12 protein-coding genes are annotated in these 16,511 nt (G+C 67.9%); 6 read left to right on the top strand and 6 right to left on the bottom strand.

The window, feature by feature from the left end; translation table 11 throughout:
* Complete coding sequence (locus ACQP06_RS21680) at positions 1 to 522, bottom strand: nuclear transport factor 2 family protein (protein WP_433666320.1); 522 nt, start codon at positions 520 to 522, stop codon at positions 1 to 3.
* 145 nt (positions 523 to 667) lie between these two features.
* Between ACQP06_RS21680 and ACQP06_RS21675 the strand changes: the two genes are divergently transcribed.
* Positions 668 to 1,072 (top strand): STAS domain-containing protein, encoded by a 405-nt coding sequence (locus ACQP06_RS21675; RefSeq protein WP_433666319.1) that lies wholly within the window; start codon positions 668 to 670, stop codon positions 1,070 to 1,072.
* A 186-nt stretch (positions 1,073 to 1,258) separates the two neighbouring features.
* Here ACQP06_RS21675 and ACQP06_RS21670 read toward each other — a convergent pair whose 3' ends face one another.
* Positions 1,259 to 1,414 (bottom strand): hypothetical protein, encoded by a 156-nt coding sequence (locus ACQP06_RS21670; RefSeq protein WP_433666318.1) that lies wholly within the window; start codon positions 1,412 to 1,414, stop codon positions 1,259 to 1,261.
* Between the two features lie 186 nt (positions 1,415 to 1,600).
* Between ACQP06_RS21670 and ACQP06_RS21665 the strand changes: the two genes are divergently transcribed.
* Positions 1,601 to 2,167 (top strand): type 1 glutamine amidotransferase domain-containing protein, encoded by a 567-nt coding sequence (locus tag ACQP06_RS21665; RefSeq protein WP_433666317.1) that lies wholly within the window; start codon positions 1,601 to 1,603, stop codon positions 2,165 to 2,167.
* Between the two features lie 28 nt (positions 2,168 to 2,195).
* On the opposite strand, the gene phaZ is transcribed toward ACQP06_RS21665, so the two are convergent.
* The 4 genes from phaZ to ACQP06_RS21645 form a co-directional block, all read right to left on the bottom strand.
* Positions 2,196 to 3,038: a poly(3-hydroxyalkanoate) depolymerase gene (gene phaZ / locus ACQP06_RS21660; RefSeq protein ID WP_433666316.1), complete on the bottom strand. Its 843-nt coding sequence runs from the start codon at positions 3,036 to 3,038 to the stop codon at positions 2,196 to 2,198.
* Positions 3,035 to 3,487 carry a MaoC family dehydratase gene (locus ACQP06_RS21655; RefSeq protein WP_433666315.1) on the bottom strand — a complete coding sequence of 151 codons (453 nt, stop codon included), beginning with the start codon at positions 3,485 to 3,487 and terminating at the stop codon, positions 3,035 to 3,037. The genes phaZ and ACQP06_RS21655 overlap by 4 nt, the downstream gene beginning before the upstream one ends.
* Before the next feature lie 10 nt (positions 3,488 to 3,497).
* Entirely contained in the window at positions 3,498 to 5,207 is a 1,710-nt protein-coding gene (locus ACQP06_RS21650) for a PHA/PHB synthase family protein (protein ID WP_433666314.1), read from the bottom strand.
* Positions 5,208 to 5,371: 164 nt separating this feature from the next.
* The gene (locus ACQP06_RS21645; RefSeq protein WP_433666313.1) at positions 5,372 to 6,649 is read right to left on the bottom strand and encodes a PucR family transcriptional regulator; all 1,278 of its coding nucleotides are present in this window, start codon (positions 6,647 to 6,649) and stop codon (positions 5,372 to 5,374) included.
* 186 nt (positions 6,650 to 6,835) lie between these two features.
* Here ACQP06_RS21645 and ACQP06_RS21640 point away from each other — a divergent pair, with 186 nt between their 5' ends.
* The 4 genes from ACQP06_RS21640 (at position 6,836) to ACQP06_RS21625 (ending at position 16,424) form a co-directional block, all read left to right on the top strand.
* The gene (locus ACQP06_RS21640) at positions 6,836 to 8,293 is read left to right on the top strand and encodes a class I adenylate-forming enzyme family protein (RefSeq protein WP_433666312.1); all 1,458 of its coding nucleotides are present in this window, start codon (positions 6,836 to 6,838) and stop codon (positions 8,291 to 8,293) included.
* A gap of 31 nt (positions 8,294 to 8,324) precedes the next feature.
* Positions 8,325 to 10,142 carry a DUF3556 domain-containing protein gene (locus ACQP06_RS21635; RefSeq protein ID WP_433666311.1) on the top strand — a complete coding sequence of 606 codons (1,818 nt, stop codon included), beginning with the start codon at positions 8,325 to 8,327 and terminating at the stop codon, positions 10,140 to 10,142.
* Positions 10,139 to 11,557 carry a phytoene desaturase family protein gene (locus ACQP06_RS21630; RefSeq protein WP_433666310.1) on the top strand — a complete coding sequence of 473 codons (1,419 nt, stop codon included), beginning with the start codon at positions 10,139 to 10,141 and terminating at the stop codon, positions 11,555 to 11,557. The genes ACQP06_RS21635 and ACQP06_RS21630 overlap by 4 nt, the downstream gene beginning before the upstream one ends.
* A gap of 457 nt (positions 11,558 to 12,014) precedes the next feature.
* The gene (locus ACQP06_RS21625; RefSeq protein WP_433666309.1) at positions 12,015 to 16,424 is read left to right on the top strand and encodes a TIR domain-containing protein; all 4,410 of its coding nucleotides are present in this window, start codon (positions 12,015 to 12,017) and stop codon (positions 16,422 to 16,424) included.
* Positions 16,425 to 16,511: the final 87 nt, after the last annotated feature.

The raw sequence follows: 16,511 nt of genomic DNA, 5'->3' as shown, positions 1-16,511 counted from the left end.
TCACGGCTGGGAGACGCGGGTATCGGTCCAGTCGACCATGAGGCGGCGTTCGGCGAACAGCCATTCGCCGTCCTGCTTGACGAATTGGTCGGGGTAGCGGATCGAGGCGATCATCAGCATGCGCTGCCCCGACGAGTCGGTGTAGACGTGATGGGCCAGGCAGTAGCTTTCGCCGGATGCGTGATCCCCGTCGAGGTGGACGGTGCTCTGCCCGTTGAAATGTGTTGTGGCGGTGTAGGTGTTCAGGTTGTCGAAGACGGGAATCAGCGCATCGCGGCCGTGGAGGTCCTGGGACGGCTGATCCGAGGTGGCGTCCATGTACACCACGAAATGCGTGTCGGCGGTGAACAGATCGCGCTGGCCCTTGGCGTCACGGCGATCCGCGCAATGCGCGTACGCGTCGACCAGTTCGCGGATCGCGAGCCGACCGAACCTACTTCGCGCGCGGCTACTACGCCGCCAATGTCCGCGATGCCGACGGCAACCGCCTGGAGTTCGTGCACTAGGCCTGGAACCGGTCATAGGTGTATCTCGCGGCGGGGTGGGTACCCTGAGGTCACGGTTGAAAACCAGCAGCCCAGCCTGTGCCCTGCGGCAGGGGCGTCTCATGATGCGACGGCCTCAGGCTCGGGCACGCCGCATGAATACGGACAAGGATCTGATCCTGATGCCGACTTCATTCATCGTCGCTGGTGGACCGGCGATCGTCGAGCGGCGCGGACAGCACGCGCTACTGGGAATCACGCACAGCACACCATCGCCGACCACGACGGTGGTGACCGCCACCGGCGAGATCGACTACTTCAACGTCGGAGAATTCCGCGGACACCTCGATTACGCGATCGCCACCAGTACTCGGCTCGTGGTGATCGACCTGTCGCGGCTGACCTTCTTCGGCATCGCCGGGCTGCAGGCCATTCTGGATGCCGACGACCACGCTCGTGGCCGCCGGCGAGTACTGCGGGTGGTCACCGGAACTCGGTGCGTGGACCGGCTGCTGGAGGTCTGTGGCCAGGACTCCGAGCTGGAAATCGCACGGACGATCGGCGCCGCCTGTACGCCGATGCCCTGAGTGGCGTAACACCGCGAGTCCGGGCGTCCGATCGGGAGTCCAGGCAGCCGAACAGCTTCGGTAGCCGCGTCTGGATCGCGTTGCGCCTCGCACATCGAAGTGATTGACGAGTCGACATCTCCCGGTCCGCTGACAGAACGGGCTGGGAGATGTCGGAAGTCGCGGTGCGCCTTGCGGATCGGCTGATCACCAGTAGTGAGCGCGGCCGCCGATCGGCCGTCCGGCCGCTCCGAGCAGCCAGGCAACCGCGCCGATGAGCAGCAGAACGACGCCGATGGTCGTGAGGATGCCGATCCCGAGAACCAGCCCCAGGATCAGCAGAACGAGGCCCAGGATAATCATGACAATTCCTTCGTGGAGACAAGTCTGGCCTTCACGCAATTCCCGGCGTATCGGTCTTCAAACCGTTCGGGAAGCCGGGAAGTTCGTTCGGGGAAAGGGTTGAGACGTCCGCACGCGGGTATTGCGACGGTGTCTGAATGGAGAGGTCCGCGCGAATCGCGAATCCGAGGGCGAGAGGAGAGATCGGTGTCAGTAGAACTCGACGGTGTTCGCGTCCTGATCGTCACCTCCAATACCGGGGTGGAGCGGGACGAACTACTGGTTCCCCGAGACCAATTACGCGCTCGCGGCGCGCACGTGACCCACGCGGCCGCGGAGGATATCGACGTGCACACTTTTCGGCACGACCTCATCCCCTCCGAACCCGTGCGGCCCGACATGTCGCTGAACGATGTGAATCCCCGTTCGTTCGACGCCATGGTGATTCCGGGCGGCACGGTCAATGCCGACAAACTCCGAACCAATGCCACGGCACGAGAACTCGTCCGATCCGCGATCGCCGCCGACCGCCCGGTCGCGGCCATCTGCCACGGCCCGTGGCTGCTGGTCGAGGCAGCGGTGGTGACCGGCAAAACCCTCACCTCCTATCACTCGCTGCGCACCGATCTGGTCAACGCGGGGGCGACCTGGGTCGACGCGCCGGTCGTCCGCAGCGACGCCGAAGGCTGGACCCTGATCACCTCCCGCAAACCCGACGATCTCCCCGATTTCATCGACGCCATCACCGCGGAATTCAGTGTCCGCACATCCTGACAGCAATCGCCGGTCTCGTTGCGGCGCATCACGGTTCATCGACGAACTCGAGGTCGGCGCGGAAGGTGTCTATGACCGGTGCGAGTTCGCGGGCATTGGTGATTAGGTCGACGTGTCCGCCCGGGTGCAAGTGCAGGGTCGGGTGCGGGAGCAGGCGGGCCATGATACGCGCGTTGGCGATCGGGATGATCGGGTCGTCGGTGCCGGCCAGGATGAGGGTGGGCTGCCGGATGAGCGGGAGGGCGAACAGACTGGTCCAGATGGAGCCCGCCAGCAGTTGGTGGAGGTAGCCGATGCGTGAACCGGCCATCAGCTGACGGTCGAAGAGCCGCGCGACCCGGGCGGCGTCGTGGCGGGCGGTGCCGCCGTAGAGGTCACCGGCGATCCGGGCGGCGTACCCGTGGTCGAGAAAGCGGCGCGGGGTCAGCATCTTCAGCAGGATGCGTGGACGGCCCGGGACCATGAGGGCGCCGGTGCCGGTCGAGACCAGGATCAGGGCGCGGCACCGGCGCGGATACTGGAAGGCGAACTGCTGGGCCAGCGCACCGCCCCAGGACAGACCCAGGATGTCGACCTGCCCGGTAAAGCCGAGCCGGCTCAACAGATCGCCCAGGACCGCAGCGAGGTACGGAAAGCCGTACGGGAGTGGCGAATCGGGCGATCCGCCGGTGCCCGGGACGTCGAAACGCACGACCGTGGTCCTCGGGTCCAGGGCGGTGACCAAGGGATCCAGCACCTCGAACGCCGCCCCGATCCCATTGCACAGCACCAGGGGAACACCCTCGCCGCGACGCACCGTCACCCGGATCTGTTGTCCCAGTGCGGCGATGAGACGGTGCGACGCGGCCTCACCGGAGTCCGGAGTGCTCACGGGTAGAGCACCACGACGTCGGCGACGCAGGCGGGACGGGTGCGCCCGTCGATCTCGTAGGTGAGTCCGAAGACCGCCTCCACTCCGGAAGTCTTGCGCTGGGCGGTATTCAGCGTCACCACCGCCCGAATCTTGGAGCCCACCGGCACCGGCGCGGGGAAGCGCACCTTGTCGAGCCCGTAGTTGAGCGCCGCCGTGAGCTCGCGGATCTCGAGCACGTCGGCGATGGCGACCGGTGCGAGGGAGAGCGTGAGGTAGCCGTGGGCGATGGTGCCCTGGAACGGCCCCGAGGCGGCGCGCCGCGGGTCGGTGTGGATCCATTGGTGGTCTCCGGTGGCGTCGGCGAACAGGTCCACTTGCGACTGGGTGACGTCGATCCAGTCGGTGGTGCCGAGTTGCTGTCCGGTCAGGCCGATCAGGTCGGCGGGGGAGTCGAGTCGTGTTGTCATGGCGTGTCTTTCAGTGGGCGAGCACGTAGGTGCCGGGGGCGGGTTCACGGGGCGGGAGTTCGGCGGATCCGAGGGCGGCCGGTGCGTCGCGCTCGGGTCCGCTGCGGTCGGCGAGCCAGCCCGCGAAATCGGGCCACCACGAATCGGACCGCTGCTCGGCGTCATCCACCCAGGCGGTCGGATCCGCCGCGGCGGGCGCTCCGATCCGGTAGGCGGCCTTCGGATTCCCAGGCGGGTTCACCAGGGCGGCGATGTGGCCACTGGTGGAGAGCGCGAACCGGGAGTCCTTGCTGCCCAGCAGTCGTGCGCTGCGATAGCAGGCCTGCCACGGCGAGATATGGTCCGCGAGCCCGGCGACCACGTAGCTGTCCACGGTCACCGTCGACAGGTCGACAGGTGTGCCGAGCATGCTGACCGCGCCGGGGACGGTGAGCGAATTGTGCACCCCCATCAGCACCATGTCGCGGTGCAGGGCCGCCGCCATCCGGGTGGTGTCGGCGTTCCAGAACAGCACGTCGAAGGCAGCGGGCGCGCGGCCCTGCAGGTAGTTGTTGACCCAGTACCGCCACACCAGGTCGGTGGGGCGCAGCCAGGCGAACACCTCGGCCAGCGATCGGCCATCGAGGTAGCCCTTGCGCTGAGAAGCCGCGATGGCCACCTTGGCGGTCTCCTCGTCGATAGCGGCGGCCGCGAATCCAGCCCGGGCCTGGTCGAGAACGGTCACCATGAGGGTCAGCCCGGCCAGACGGTGGTCCTGCCCGATCGCGGTGAGATGGGCGGCGGTCATGGCCGCGAGAATGCCGCCCGAGCACGAAGCCTGCAGGTGGGTGCGGTCGCTTCCGGTGATCGTCTCGACGGCGCCGAGCGCGTCGATGATCGCCTGCCCGTAGGTGTCGAAGCCCCAATCGCGTTGCGCGGCGGTGGGATTGCGCCACGATATGGCGAACACCTGCTGCCCCTGCGCGAGGAAGTACTCGATCATGCTGCGGTGCGGCGCGATGTCCATGATGTAGAACTTGTTGATCACCGGCGGCACCATGAGCAGTGGCACCGTCCGCACGCGCGGAGTCCGCGGCGTGTACTGGATGAGCTCGAAGACCTCGGTGCGCAACACCACCGAGCCCGCCGTGGCCGCGACGTCCGAGCCGACGGTGAACGCGTCGGGCTCCACCATGGCGGGAACCCGCGGCGCACTGGCCATATCGCCGGCGAAGCGCCGCAGCCCGCGGATGGCGCTACCGCCTCCGGTCTCCACCAACGCCTTCCAGCCCAGCGGATTCAGCAGCGGGTTGTTGCTCGGTGACAGTCCCTCGAGGATGTTGTCGATCACGAAGCGCATCCACTGCTCGTCCTTCCAGTCCAATCCCGCGTCGGTGAGCAGCTCTTCGGCGGTCTCACCGGCGGCCAGGTAGGCCTGCATGCTGCGTTTCAGGATCGGATTGCCCTGCCACGCGGGATCGGCGAAGCGTTTGTCCGCCTTGACCGGAGCCCGCCGGGAACGGCCGAACGCGATATCGGTCAGTTCGTGGCGCAGGGCGGACGCCCGCGCCCCGACCACGCGGGGCCGCTGAGCCAGGTGCACCGCCAGCCGGGCCCAGGAGTTGTTGGGCAGCATGCGCCGGCCCATGCCGAGGGCCGATCCGGTCAGCAGCAGATCCAGCGGCGTGGCCAGTTCGTCGGCCGGGTTCGGGCCGTCGGCGTGGTCGAAATGGGTCACCATGAGTTCACTTCTCCTCGAATTCGGGGGATTCGGGGCGTGTGACGGCGTTGTCGTGTGCTGTCCCCGCGTTGGTTGATGCCGAGAAAGGTAGGCCGCGCGAGAGCGGCTGCCATTGTTCCGGGAAGACGAAGATCGGCTCCGGACTTGTCTCCGGCTCGCGGTGGTCAGCCCTGATGCGGCCGCAGCACCGCCGGGCCGTACCAGTGGCAGAGCAGCAGTGCGAGTTCGACGTCGAGCCGATCCGCGGTGATCGGTCGGCCACGGCGTTCGATGGCCCGCCCCACGCGGTACTTCACCGAGTTGAAATGCAGGCCGAGTTCGCCGGCCGCGGCCTTGAAACTCGAACCGGTGCACAGGAAGACGCGCAGTGTCTCGCGCAGGCGCTCGTCATGGTCGGTGTCGAGAGCCAGCTCGCCCAGCACCTCGTCCACCCAGTCGCGGGCGTCGGCGAGGTCGCCGCCGAGCAAGGCCGCCGTCATCAGGCCCGGCTCCGAGGCGGCCAGCAACGGATTCGGCAATCCGCGGGCCAGAGCGACGCTGTGGACCCGCTCGGCCTGCGCGTGGGAGGCGCGGAACCCGTCGAGACCCGGGCGCGCGGGACCGATCGCGATGCCGGGCGGATGGGGTCGACGGGAGACCCAGGTACGCACTCTCGCGACCAGGTCGCCGGGGTCGGTGCGGTAGGGAAGCCACGCCCACCCCCCGGCGGGGTCGGTCCCGACGAACAGTGGACTCGACTCCACGCCCAGCTCCTGGCCGAGCTCGCGCACGAACTGCTGCAGCCGCGGGATCTCGTCGTCCTCGGAGCCGGAGACCCACAGCACGAGCGCCACGTGATGCCAGCGCAGCGGATACCGGATGGTGGTGGACACGGCGTCGGTGTCGACGGCCTTGCGGCTGGTCAGCAGCTCGCGAACGCGGACCGCACGCAGACTGTTCCGGCTCTCCAGCCAGCGCTCGCGTTCCTCGTCGTAGATCACCACGACCTGCTCGGTGATGCGGTCGATGTACTCGAACAGGATCGCCGACATTCGCTCGATGGCGGTGACGCGTTCGGCCGCCGGAATGTCCATGGCGTGCAGCTCGGCGAACACGATCTCGATCATGCGGCGCTGTCCGAGCCGATACGCCCGCACCAGCGCGTTGGACGGAACGCCCTGCTGCGCGAGGCGTCTGGCGTATTCGACGGCCGCGCCGGGCGCCTGGATGCGGTCCACCGGGATGTCGTGGCGCATGGCGTGCAGCAGGGTGTCGACATTGGACTCGACGCTCGCGCCGAGCAGATCCACCGTGCGGGAATCGCCGCGCAGATCCAGGATGTCGTCCTCGAGCGCATCGCGGATGGCGGCGCTCACCTGCGTCACCCTGGTGCTCAGCCGGGTGGCGATCGCTTCCACATAGCGGCCCACCGCGACATCACCGTCGCGCCGCGCAATCGTCACCCCTCCACGGTAGTTCCGGCAGCCCGCGGTGGCGGCGGATTCGCCCGGCGGTTTGTCTCTTGGCGACAAGGGCGGGCAGGAAGTTCGTTCACGCACGACGGTGGCGTGAGGCACGCCGATTCCTACCGTGGTCGGCATCGATTTCCCTCCAGACCCAGCGCTTCCCTCCCGGCAAGGACACCGCTCATGAATCTTCAGGCACTACCCGACCGCAGAGCCGCCGCCGATCCGACCGCCCCGGCCCTGGCCGACGATGGCATCGCTCTCGACAACACCGGCTTCCTGACGGCGGTGCGGCGGGCCTCGGCGACCCTGCACGGCCACGGCGTCGGCGCGGGTGACGTGGTCGCGGTGAAACTGCCCAATACCGCGGATCTGGTGGTAGCGCTGTTCGCCGCGTGGCGGCTGGGCGCGGCGGTCACGCCGGTGAATCCAGCGCTGGTCGCTGCCGAGATCGCCTACCAAGTGGCCGACGCCGGGGCGAAGGCGCTGATCACCGACACGGTGTGCGAGGGAGTGGACTGCGAGATCGTGCCCGTGGGCGAGCTGCTCGCGGGTCCGGGTCTCGACGCCGCGCCGGTCGACCCGGGTCCCGACGCGCTGGCCATGGTCATCTACACCAGCGGCACCACCGGGCAGCCCAAGGGCGTCATGCTCGACCACGCCAACCTGCTCGCCATGTGCGGCATGGTCATCGACGCGCTCGCCCTCGACGACACCGACCACAGCCTGCTCGTGCTGCCGCTGTTCCACGTCAACGGCATCGTGGTGAGTGTGCTGTCCCCGCTGCTGGCGGGCGGGCGCACCACCGTGGCGGGCCGGTTCGACGCGCGCACCTTCTTCGAGCGGATCGAAAAGGCCCGGCCCACCTACTTTTCCGCCGTCCCGACCATGTACGCGATGTTGGCCGGGCTGCCCTCCGACGTCCGGCCGGACACCTCGTCGGTGCGTTTCGGCATCTGCGGGGCCGCGCCGGCGAGCGCCGGGCTGCTCGCGGCCTTCGAGGCGCGCTACGGCATTCCGATCGCCGAGGGCTACGGCCTGTCCGAGGGCACCTGCGCCAGCACACTGAATCCGATTGCCGGACACCGTAAGCCGGGAACCGTCGGACTGCCGCTGCCGGGTCAGCGCGTCCGGATCCTGGGCGCCGACGGCGGCGACGCACGGGCGGGGGAGTCCGGAGAGGTCGTGATCGCGGGGCCGAACATCATGCGCGGCTACCTGAACCGTCCGGAAGCCACCGCCGCCACGGTGATCGACGGCTGGCTGCGTACCGGCGACATCGGGCGACTGGACGAGGACGGCTACCTGGTGCTCGTGGACCGCGCCAAAGACATGATCATCCGCGGCGGCGAGAACATCTACCCCAAGGAGATCGAGACCGTCGTCTACCAGCTGCCCGAGATCGCCGAGGCGGCCGTGGTGGGCCGGCCCGACCCCGTTTTCGGCGAAGAGCCGATCCTGTTCGTCGCGCCGATCAGCGGTGTGATCCTCGACTCGGACCGGATTCACCAGCACACCCGCACGGGACTGGCGAAATACAAGCTGCCGGTCGCCATCACGATTCTCGGCGAACTGCCCAAGAACGCGGTCGGCAAGATCGACAAACCCGCGCTCCGTCACCTCGACGCGCAAACGCGTTGATTCCCGACACTATTCAGCAAGGAGCATCGTCATGGGATTCATCGAACCCGATCTGCCCGCCGTCGAACCCGAACAGTTCCTGCGGTTGCCGCTCATGGAGCGCATGCGGATTCTGGCCGTCAACTGGGCCGAACACGGCTTCGGCTCACCGCGCATGGTGCACACGATCTACATCCTGAAACTGATCGTGCTGTACGCCCTCGGCGGCATCGTCGTCGCCACCACCACCTCGCACCTGCCCGCGTTCTGGCACGTGAGCCAGTGGTGGAACCAGCCGATCGTCTACCAGAAGGCCATCCTGTGGACCGTTCTGCTCGAGAGCATCGGCATCGCCGGGTCGTGGGGTCCGCTGGCGGGCAAGGTGAAACCGATGACCGGCGGCATCCTGTTCTGGGCACGGCCGCGCACCATCCGGCTGCGGCCCTGGGCCTGGGTGCCGTTCACCGCGGGGGATCGGCGCGGCTGGTTCGACATCACCCTGTACGCGGGTCTGCTCGTCGGTGTGATCGTCGCGTTGGTCTCGCCGGGCGTGCACAGTGATTCGCTGTCGGCGGCGGTGCCGGACAACACCTCCGGTCTGGTGAATCCCGTGTTGCTGATCGCGCCGATCGTGCTGCTGATCCTGAATGGCTTGCGGGACAAGACGATCTTCCTCGGCGCCCGCGGCGAACAGTACCTGCCCGCGCTGTTCTTCTTCGTCGTGCTGCCCTTCGTCGACATGATCATCGCGCTGAAGCTGCTCATCGTGGTGGTGTGGGTGGGCGCGGGCGTGTCCAAGTTCGGCAAGCATTTCGCGCTGGTGGTGCCGCCGATGGTGAGCAACAGTCCGTCGGTGCCGTTCACCTGGTTCAAACGCGCGCACTACCGCGACTTCCCGCGCGATCTGCGCCCGTCCCGCATCGCCGACGTGATGGCGCACGTGGGCGGCACCACCGTCGAGGTGATCACCCCGCTGGTGCTGCTGTTCTCCACCAACCGCTGGCTCACCCTGGCCGCGGTCGCGGTGATGGTGGTGTTCCACCTGTTCATCGTGTCGACCTTCCCGCTGGCGGTGCCCCTGGAATGGAATGTGCTGTTCGCCTACGCGACGGTGTTCCTGTTCCTGGGTTTCCCGAACTGGCAGGGCTACGGCCTGTTCGACATCTCCTCGCCGTGGCTGGCGGCCGCCCTGATCGCGGGGCTGCTGTTCTTCCCGATTCTGGGCAATTTCCGGCCCGACAAGGTTTCGTTCCTGCCGTCGATGCGGCAGTACGCCGGAAACTGGGCCTCGGCGGTGTGGGCCTTCACCCCCGGCGCGGAGGGCAAACTGGATCGGGTGACGCGCACCGCGAAGAACCAGGTCGACCAGTTCGTCGAATTCGGGTACGAACCGCAGTGGGCCGAGGTGACCATGCAACAGGTCACCGCCTGGCGCACCATGCACAGCCAGGGTCGAGGCCTGTTCTCGGTGCTGCTGAAGAACCTGCCCGACATCGACTCCCGCACCGTGCGCGAAGGCGAATTCCTGTGCAACTCGGTGATCGGCTTCAACTTCGGCGACGGCCACCTGCACAACGCGGATTTCATCGCCGCTGTGCAGCGCGAGGCTTGCTTCGAACCCGGAGAGGCGGTCGTCGTGTGGGTCGAGTCCCAGGCGTGGGGCAGCGCGGTGCAGCACTACCAGGTCATCGACGCGGCGCTCGGGGTGATCGAGCGTGGCACCTGGCGGGTGGCCGACGCCGTGGCCGAACAGCCGTGGCTGCCCAACGGGCCCATCCCGCTCACCGTCACCTGGACCACGCCGAACGCCCGGCCCGTGGCCGAGATGCGAGACCGGCGCCAGGATCACGGACACGGAGCGCTGGCATGAGCACCGCGACCGTCGTCGGCGGCGGGCCCAACGGACTCGCCGCCGCCGTGGCCCTCGCCCGGGCAGGCGTACGGGTCACCGTGCTCGAGGCCGACACCGAGGTCGGCGGCGGCACCCGCACCGTAGAAGCCATCGTCCCGGGCCTGCTGCACGACCAGTGCTCGGCGGTGCACCCCATGGCCGTCGGTTCACCGTTCCTGGCCGGTCTGGGGCTCGAGGACTACGGATTGTCCTGGTGCACATCCGAGATCGACTGCGTGCATCCGCTCGCCGACGGGCGGGCGGGAGTGCTGCACCGCTCGGTCGAGGACACCGCCGTCGGGCTCCGCCGCGACCGACAGCGGTGGAAAACCCTGTTCGGCAAGCCTTCCGCCCGCTACGACGCCCTGGCCGAGGACATCCTGCGACCCCTGCTGCGGATCCCCACCCACCCGCTGACCTTGGCCCGCTTCGGCGCACCGACCCCACTGCCCGCCTCGGCTCTGGCCCGGTACTTCCGGACCGAGGAGGCACGCGCTCTGTTCGGAGGTGTTGCGGCGCACGCCTTCCGGCCGCTGCACCTGCCATTGACCTCGGCGATCGGCATGGGCATCCTCACCGCGGGCCATCGATACGGCTGGCCCGTGGCCGCGGGCGGCTCGCAATCCATCACCCGGGCACTGGCCCTGTTGCTCTCGGACCTCGGCGGCAAGATCGAGACCGGCGTCCGCGTGCGGACCGCGGTCGAGTTGCCGGAAGCCGACATCACCATGTTCGACCTCGCGCCGGAATCGGTGGCCGCGATCCTCGGCGACCGGCTGCCATCACGAATCGCCAACGCCTACCGGCGATTCCGGCGGGGACCCGGCGTCTTCAAAGTCGACTTCGCGGTGTCCGACGGCGTGCCCTGGACCAACCCCGACGCCCGCCGCGCCGGCACGGTCCATCTCGGCGGTCCCTACGCCGAAATCGCTGCCGGGGAGCGCGACACCCACGCCGGACGTCTGCCCGAACGCCCGTTCGTCCTGGTCGGCCAGCAGTACCTGGCAGACCCGCAACGCTCGGCGGGCGACATCCACCCGGTGTGGGCCTACGCGCACGTCCCGCACGGCTACACCGGCGACGCCACCGCGGCGATCATCGCCCGCATCGAGCAGTTCGCACCCGGCTTCCGCGATCGCGTCATCGGCTACACCGTCCGCCCCACCGGCGAGTTCGCCATCCACAACCCGAACTTCACCGGCGGCGACATCATGACCGGATCCAAGGACATCCGCCAGCTCGTCTTCGGCCCCCGAATCACGCTGTCCCCGTACACGATGGGCATCCCCGGCATGTACATCTGTTCCGCCGCGACACCGCCCGGACCCGGCGCGCACGGCATGTGCGGCGCGAACGCCGCCGATGTGGCGCTCGCCCACCTCAAAACGCGGTGAGGGAGCGGCGGGCACGAAATCGTGAGCGGCAGATTCGCAGCGGCCGTGTTAGCGGCGCAGGTTGTCGGCCTTGCGGTTCCGCGATTTGGCCACCAGCGCGAGCAGGCTGTCGCGGGGCAGACGTCGCGGGCGGCGAGAAGTTCTTCGCCGGGGCGGGGCGGCGGTGGGGACCTACTGAACAGGGCCCCGGGAATTGTCACGCCGGTGTCCCCACACCGGATACCGCGTGCGCGGCAGGTGGCGGGTCGATACCGACTGAGAAGCGCAGCGCATTATGACGGCGGAGCTCTGCCGCCGAATGCGTAGAAGCAGACCCAGCGCCATCAGGAAATTGCCCGGATTCGAGTAGTGCGATACCCGCGCCGAAGGTGCGAATCAGCGCCACACTGACGACGAGTTACATCGTGGCCGTAGTGCACGATCCGCTGCACCACCCTTTATGCGGAGGACTCGAGCCGTGACGCGAATATTTCTGAGCCATTCCAGCCGGGACAACCGAGCCGCGATCGCGCTCAAGCAGTGGATGGCCGAACAAGACCCTACGCTCGCCGACGAGGTGTTCCTCGATCTCGATCGCCGAAGCGGAATTCGGCCGGGCATAAGGTGGAAAGACGCGCTCACCCTGGCGAATGCCCGGTGCGAGGCCGTGGTCTGTCTGCTGTCGCGTCACTGGGAAGCCTCGCCGGAGTGCCGGACCGAGTTCCGCACCGCCGAGAGCCTGCACAAACCGATTTACTGCCTGCGGCTGGAGGAGCTCGACAGCCGTGAGGCCGCCGGTGACTGGCAGCAGGTCGATCTGTTCGGCGGTGGGCCGACAACGGCGGTGCGGATCGAATCCGGGGACGTGGTTGAGTTCCGGACCGAGGGCCTGCGACGACTCTGGGATGCCTTGCAGGCGGCCGGAATCAGCGCGGAGCACTTCCCGTGGCCGCCTGCCGAGGACCCGACCCGTGCGCCGTATCGCGGGTGGGAGCCCTTCGACGCCGCGGACGCCGCGGTGTACTTCGGTCGCGACACCCAGATCGTGCGCGGCATGGACACACTTCGCGGCATGCGTTCGACGGGTGTGGAGAAGCTGTTCGTCGTGCTCGGCCCATCGGGTGTGGGCAAGTCGTCGTTCCTGCGGTCCGGACTACTGCCACGGCTCGCGCGCGACGATCGCCGATTCCTGGTACTCGACATCGTCCGGCCGGAGCGGGCGGCCATCACCGGGCCTCGTGGGTTCGCGCATGCCGTGCACACTCTGGCGGCGCGGTTGGGCGTGCGGGCGCCGACGCTGGGCAGCATCAAGGATGCCTGCATGTCGGACGTCGGCGCGATCCGATCGATGCTACTGCGGGCCCGTGGCGCGGCCACCGAGCGTCAGCTCGACCTCCCCGCCGTCCCTCCGACATTGGTGCTGCCGATCGATCAGGCCGAGGAGCTGTTCAATTCCGACGCCGGTCCCGAAGCCGAACGACTGCTGCGGATTCTGGCGGAGCTGATCGGTGACGCGGATTCGCCGCTGGACCTGATCGTCGCAATGACGATCCGGGCCGACCGCTACGAACCGCTGCAGACCGCCCCTGCGCTCGCGACGCTGCAGCGGGCGGTGTTCGACGAGTTACGGCCGCTCATGCCCGCCGAGTTCGCTGATGTAATCCGCGGGCCCGCCGCCCGTGCGACGGAATCGGGTTCGCCGCTGCGGGTACACCCCGACCTCATCGAGCGGCTGTTGCGGGAGTGCGAGGCCAGCGCCGACCCGCTGCCACTGCTCTCACTCACGCTGGCCAGGCTGTATACGGACTACGGCAGCAGCGGCGAGTTGACCGTGGCGGACTACAAGTCAATGGGTGGGATGGCGCGCGTCGTCGAATCGGAGATCGACTCGATTCTCTCCCGCGACGAGGCAACACGAGCGGGTGAGCTGCAGTTGCTGCACGAGACATTCGTCCCTTGGCTGGCGAGCATCGATCCTGACACCGATCAGCCTCGGCGGCGGGTCGCCCGCTTGTCCGAGCTGCCACCGGACGCCCGGCCGCTCATCGACGCTTTTGTGGCGAGACGGCTGCTCATCAGCGACGATCGGGAGGGTTCGACCGTCGTCGAGGTCGCGTTGGAAAGCCTACTGCGCCACTGGAAGACGCTGGCCGATTGGCTGCGCGACGAACGGGAAGACCTCCAGGCTGCCGACTCCATCGAGCGGGCCGCCGACGGCTGGGAACGCAGCGGGCACGACGATGCGTGGCTCCTGCAGGGCACCCGCCTGGCCGACGCCGAAGCCCTCGTTGACAAGCCCCGCTATGGCGCGCGGCTCGCCGACGCGCACACGTACCTGAGCGCGTCGCGGGCGCGTGAGGATGAGCAGGCCGACACCGAACGGCGCCGCAAAGAGGCAGAGCTGGAGACGGCCATCAGTCATGCAAAGGCGCTGCGCACGCGCGCGCGGATCCTGCAGGCGCTGCTGGCCACGACACTGGTCGTCGCCTTGGTCGCCGCAGTCAATTTCGTCGGGGCACGCAGCGCGGAACGGGAGGCGCAGGGCCGATTCCGGGAGGCGACCGCCGCTAGGCTCGTCTCCGACGCCGGCCTCATGCTGAATGGCGGTAAAGGCCGAGACGATGTGCGTGCAATCGAGCAGGTGCTCGCGGCACAGCGGATATCGTCGAGTGCCGATCCCGGTGCGCTACTCCGCACCGTAAACGCACTGGCGCCGACCGAGAAAATCATCAAGACAGGTCTGCCATACAAGCCAACCTTCCTTCCGCCGGTCGAAGAAATCAGGCGTGCGGTTGAAGTCGCCGAACCTGTTATGAGCGTTGCACTCAGCCGCGACGGTCACCGCATCGCAACCGGCGGAACGCAACTGCGTGTGTGGGACGCCGATACAGGCGCGCGTGTGGATCTCCCATTCCGCACGGAACATGGAGCGGGTGCCGTCGCATACAGTCCGGACGGGCGCACAATCGCGAGCACCCCCCTCGGGGAGGGCAGCATCCAGCTGTGGGACGCCAACACGGGAATGACAGTCGGGGAATCCATCAGCACCGGAAAGTCGCCCGCGGAAGCCGTGGCATTCAGCCCGGACGGCCATCGTGTCGCGGCTGCGGGCACCGACGGAACGATCGGGGTGTGGGATGTGGCGACCCGCCTGCCGCGTCCGGTGCTGAAGGGCCACGACGGTGCCATCCACAGTATCGCGTTCAGCGGCGTCGGCAATCGACTGGTCTCCGGCGGCGCCGACGGAACGGTCCGGATCTGGGACCTCGACACGGGAGAACAGGTCGGTGAGCCGATGCGGCAACGGACGGAGATTCATTCTTCGACACCGGATCGGAACGGGGTCATGGCCGTGGCGTTCAGTGGCGATGGTCACCGCGTCGCGTCGGGCATACCCGGCGGAATCACCGAGTCGATCGCGCTTTGGGACGCCGAATCCCACCAACTGGTCGGGCAGCCCCTGGAGGGCCCTTTCGGCGCCGTGACCAGTCTGGCGTTCAGCCCGGACAGCCACCGAATCGTCTCGGGAGGGACCGGCGACAGCGTGCGCCTCTGGGACGTCGAGACCGGTAAGCAGATCGGACCCGACCTGCGCGGGCACACCGGAGCCGTCAAGAGCGTCGCCTACGGCACCATCGATGGGCGCGGCCGCATCGTCTCGGCGGCCTGGGACGGAACGATGCGGGTGTGGCGCGACGACCGGCAGGACGGCGCCGGATTTGAATGGGACCAATCGCGCCTCGCGTCCGTCGGTCCCCCGGGCGGACGCATGGTGGTGATGGCACCAGACGGGCGGCGCATGATGGTGGCCGACCCGAGCGGCGTCGGCATGTCGGTGGTCGATCTCGACCGCGGCACCATGGTGAGGGCGCAGGCGTCCACCCGCCACGGCACTGTCGTCGATGCCGACTACAGCGAAGACGGCCGCCGCATCGCAGTCGGCCTCGATGACCAGTCGATCGTGGTGTTCGACGCCGACTCCGGGCAGGTGGTTCGCACCATAACAACAGGTTTCGGCGGCGCGATCTCGACACTCGAACTCAGCACTGATAGTCGTCGGATCGCTGCGGGCAGCGAGGACAAGTCGGTGAAGGTATGGGACGTCGAGTCCGGAGAGCCGATCGGCGCACCACTGACCGGACTGGCAGGGGCCGTGAAAAAGCTGGCGTTCAGCCCGAACGAGGACCGGCTCGCGGTCGCGGATGCCGACAAGTCGGTGTGGATCTGGGACCTGGATTCCGCCCGCCTCATCGGCGGGCCATTGAAAGGTCAGAAGTGGAATGTCCAGTACCTCTCGTTCGGCGCCGACGGACGGCGTGTCATCGCCGGCGGCGGAGGCTCTGTGACCTTGTGGGATGCAGACTCCGGACGGCAGGTCTCGCGGACCGACGCAACCTTCACTGTCGACCAGTTTGCGATCAGCCCGAGTGGGCGGTTCTTCGTCGTCGCACAGGGCCTCGAGCTTCAGCGTTTCGACGCACTCACCGGCAACCGGATCGGCGGACCGATGCAAGGTCATACCGATGCGATGGTCACGGGCCTCGCGGTCACACCCGACAATCGGTACATCCTCTCCGGCGGCGCGGATCAGACGCTGCGATTCTGGAGTGCCGACACTGGCGAGCCGGTCGGAGATCCGCTGAAGGGCAGCAATGGCTGGATTCTGCAAATCCGCATCGCGCCCGATGGTCGGACGGTGCGTACCGTCTGGCAGTCGGTCAACGGCTCGCAAACCGGTTTCCACGTGTGGCCCGGCCCTGCGGCCTGGGTGGACGAGCTGTGTTCGAAACTCACCGCCGAGGTGACCGATCAGCAGTGGTCCGAATGGGTATCGGACAAGATCGGATACGAGCCCACATGCCACAAAAGCGCACCCGCCCACCCCTGATGGCGCGAATTGCTGTGCCACAGCACCGAGGATCCCAGTGCCCGTTCTCGGTGCGTTCGCTGCCGCGGCGGTGAGCGCTTCTCGCCG

It is taken from the genome of Nocardia sp. CA-136227, from assembly GCF_050955695.1.
Classification (GTDB): Bacteria; Actinomycetota; Actinomycetes; order Mycobacteriales; family Mycobacteriaceae; genus Nocardia.
Note: the sequence above shows the minus strand (reverse complement) of the source record. Positions and strands in the feature narration are given on the sequence as shown.

Excerpts from the sequence above, each read along its gene's own strand:
- ACQP06_RS21680 (WP_433666320.1), bottom strand. The coding sequence starts at position 522 with ATGACCGGTTCCAGGCCTAGTGCACGAACTCCAGGCGGTTGCCGTCGG.
- ACQP06_RS21675 (WP_433666319.1), top strand. The coding sequence starts at position 668 with ATGCCGACTTCATTCATCGTCGCTGGTGGACCGGCGATCGTCGAGCGG.
- ACQP06_RS21670 (WP_433666318.1), bottom strand. The coding sequence starts at position 1,414 with ATGATTATCCTGGGCCTCGTTCTGCTGATCCTGGGGCTGGTTCTCGGG.
- ACQP06_RS21655 (WP_433666315.1), bottom strand. The coding sequence starts at position 3,487 with ATGACAACACGACTCGACTCCCCCGCCGACCTGATCGGCCTGACCGGA.
- ACQP06_RS21650 (WP_433666314.1), bottom strand. The coding sequence starts at position 5,207 with ATGGTGACCCATTTCGACCACGCCGACGGCCCGAACCCGGCCGACGAA.
- ACQP06_RS21640 (WP_433666312.1), top strand. The coding sequence starts at position 6,836 with ATGAATCTTCAGGCACTACCCGACCGCAGAGCCGCCGCCGATCCGACC.
- ACQP06_RS21635 (WP_433666311.1), top strand. The coding sequence starts at position 8,325 with ATGGGATTCATCGAACCCGATCTGCCCGCCGTCGAACCCGAACAGTTC.
- ACQP06_RS21630 (WP_433666310.1), top strand. The coding sequence starts at position 10,139 with ATGAGCACCGCGACCGTCGTCGGCGGCGGGCCCAACGGACTCGCCGCC.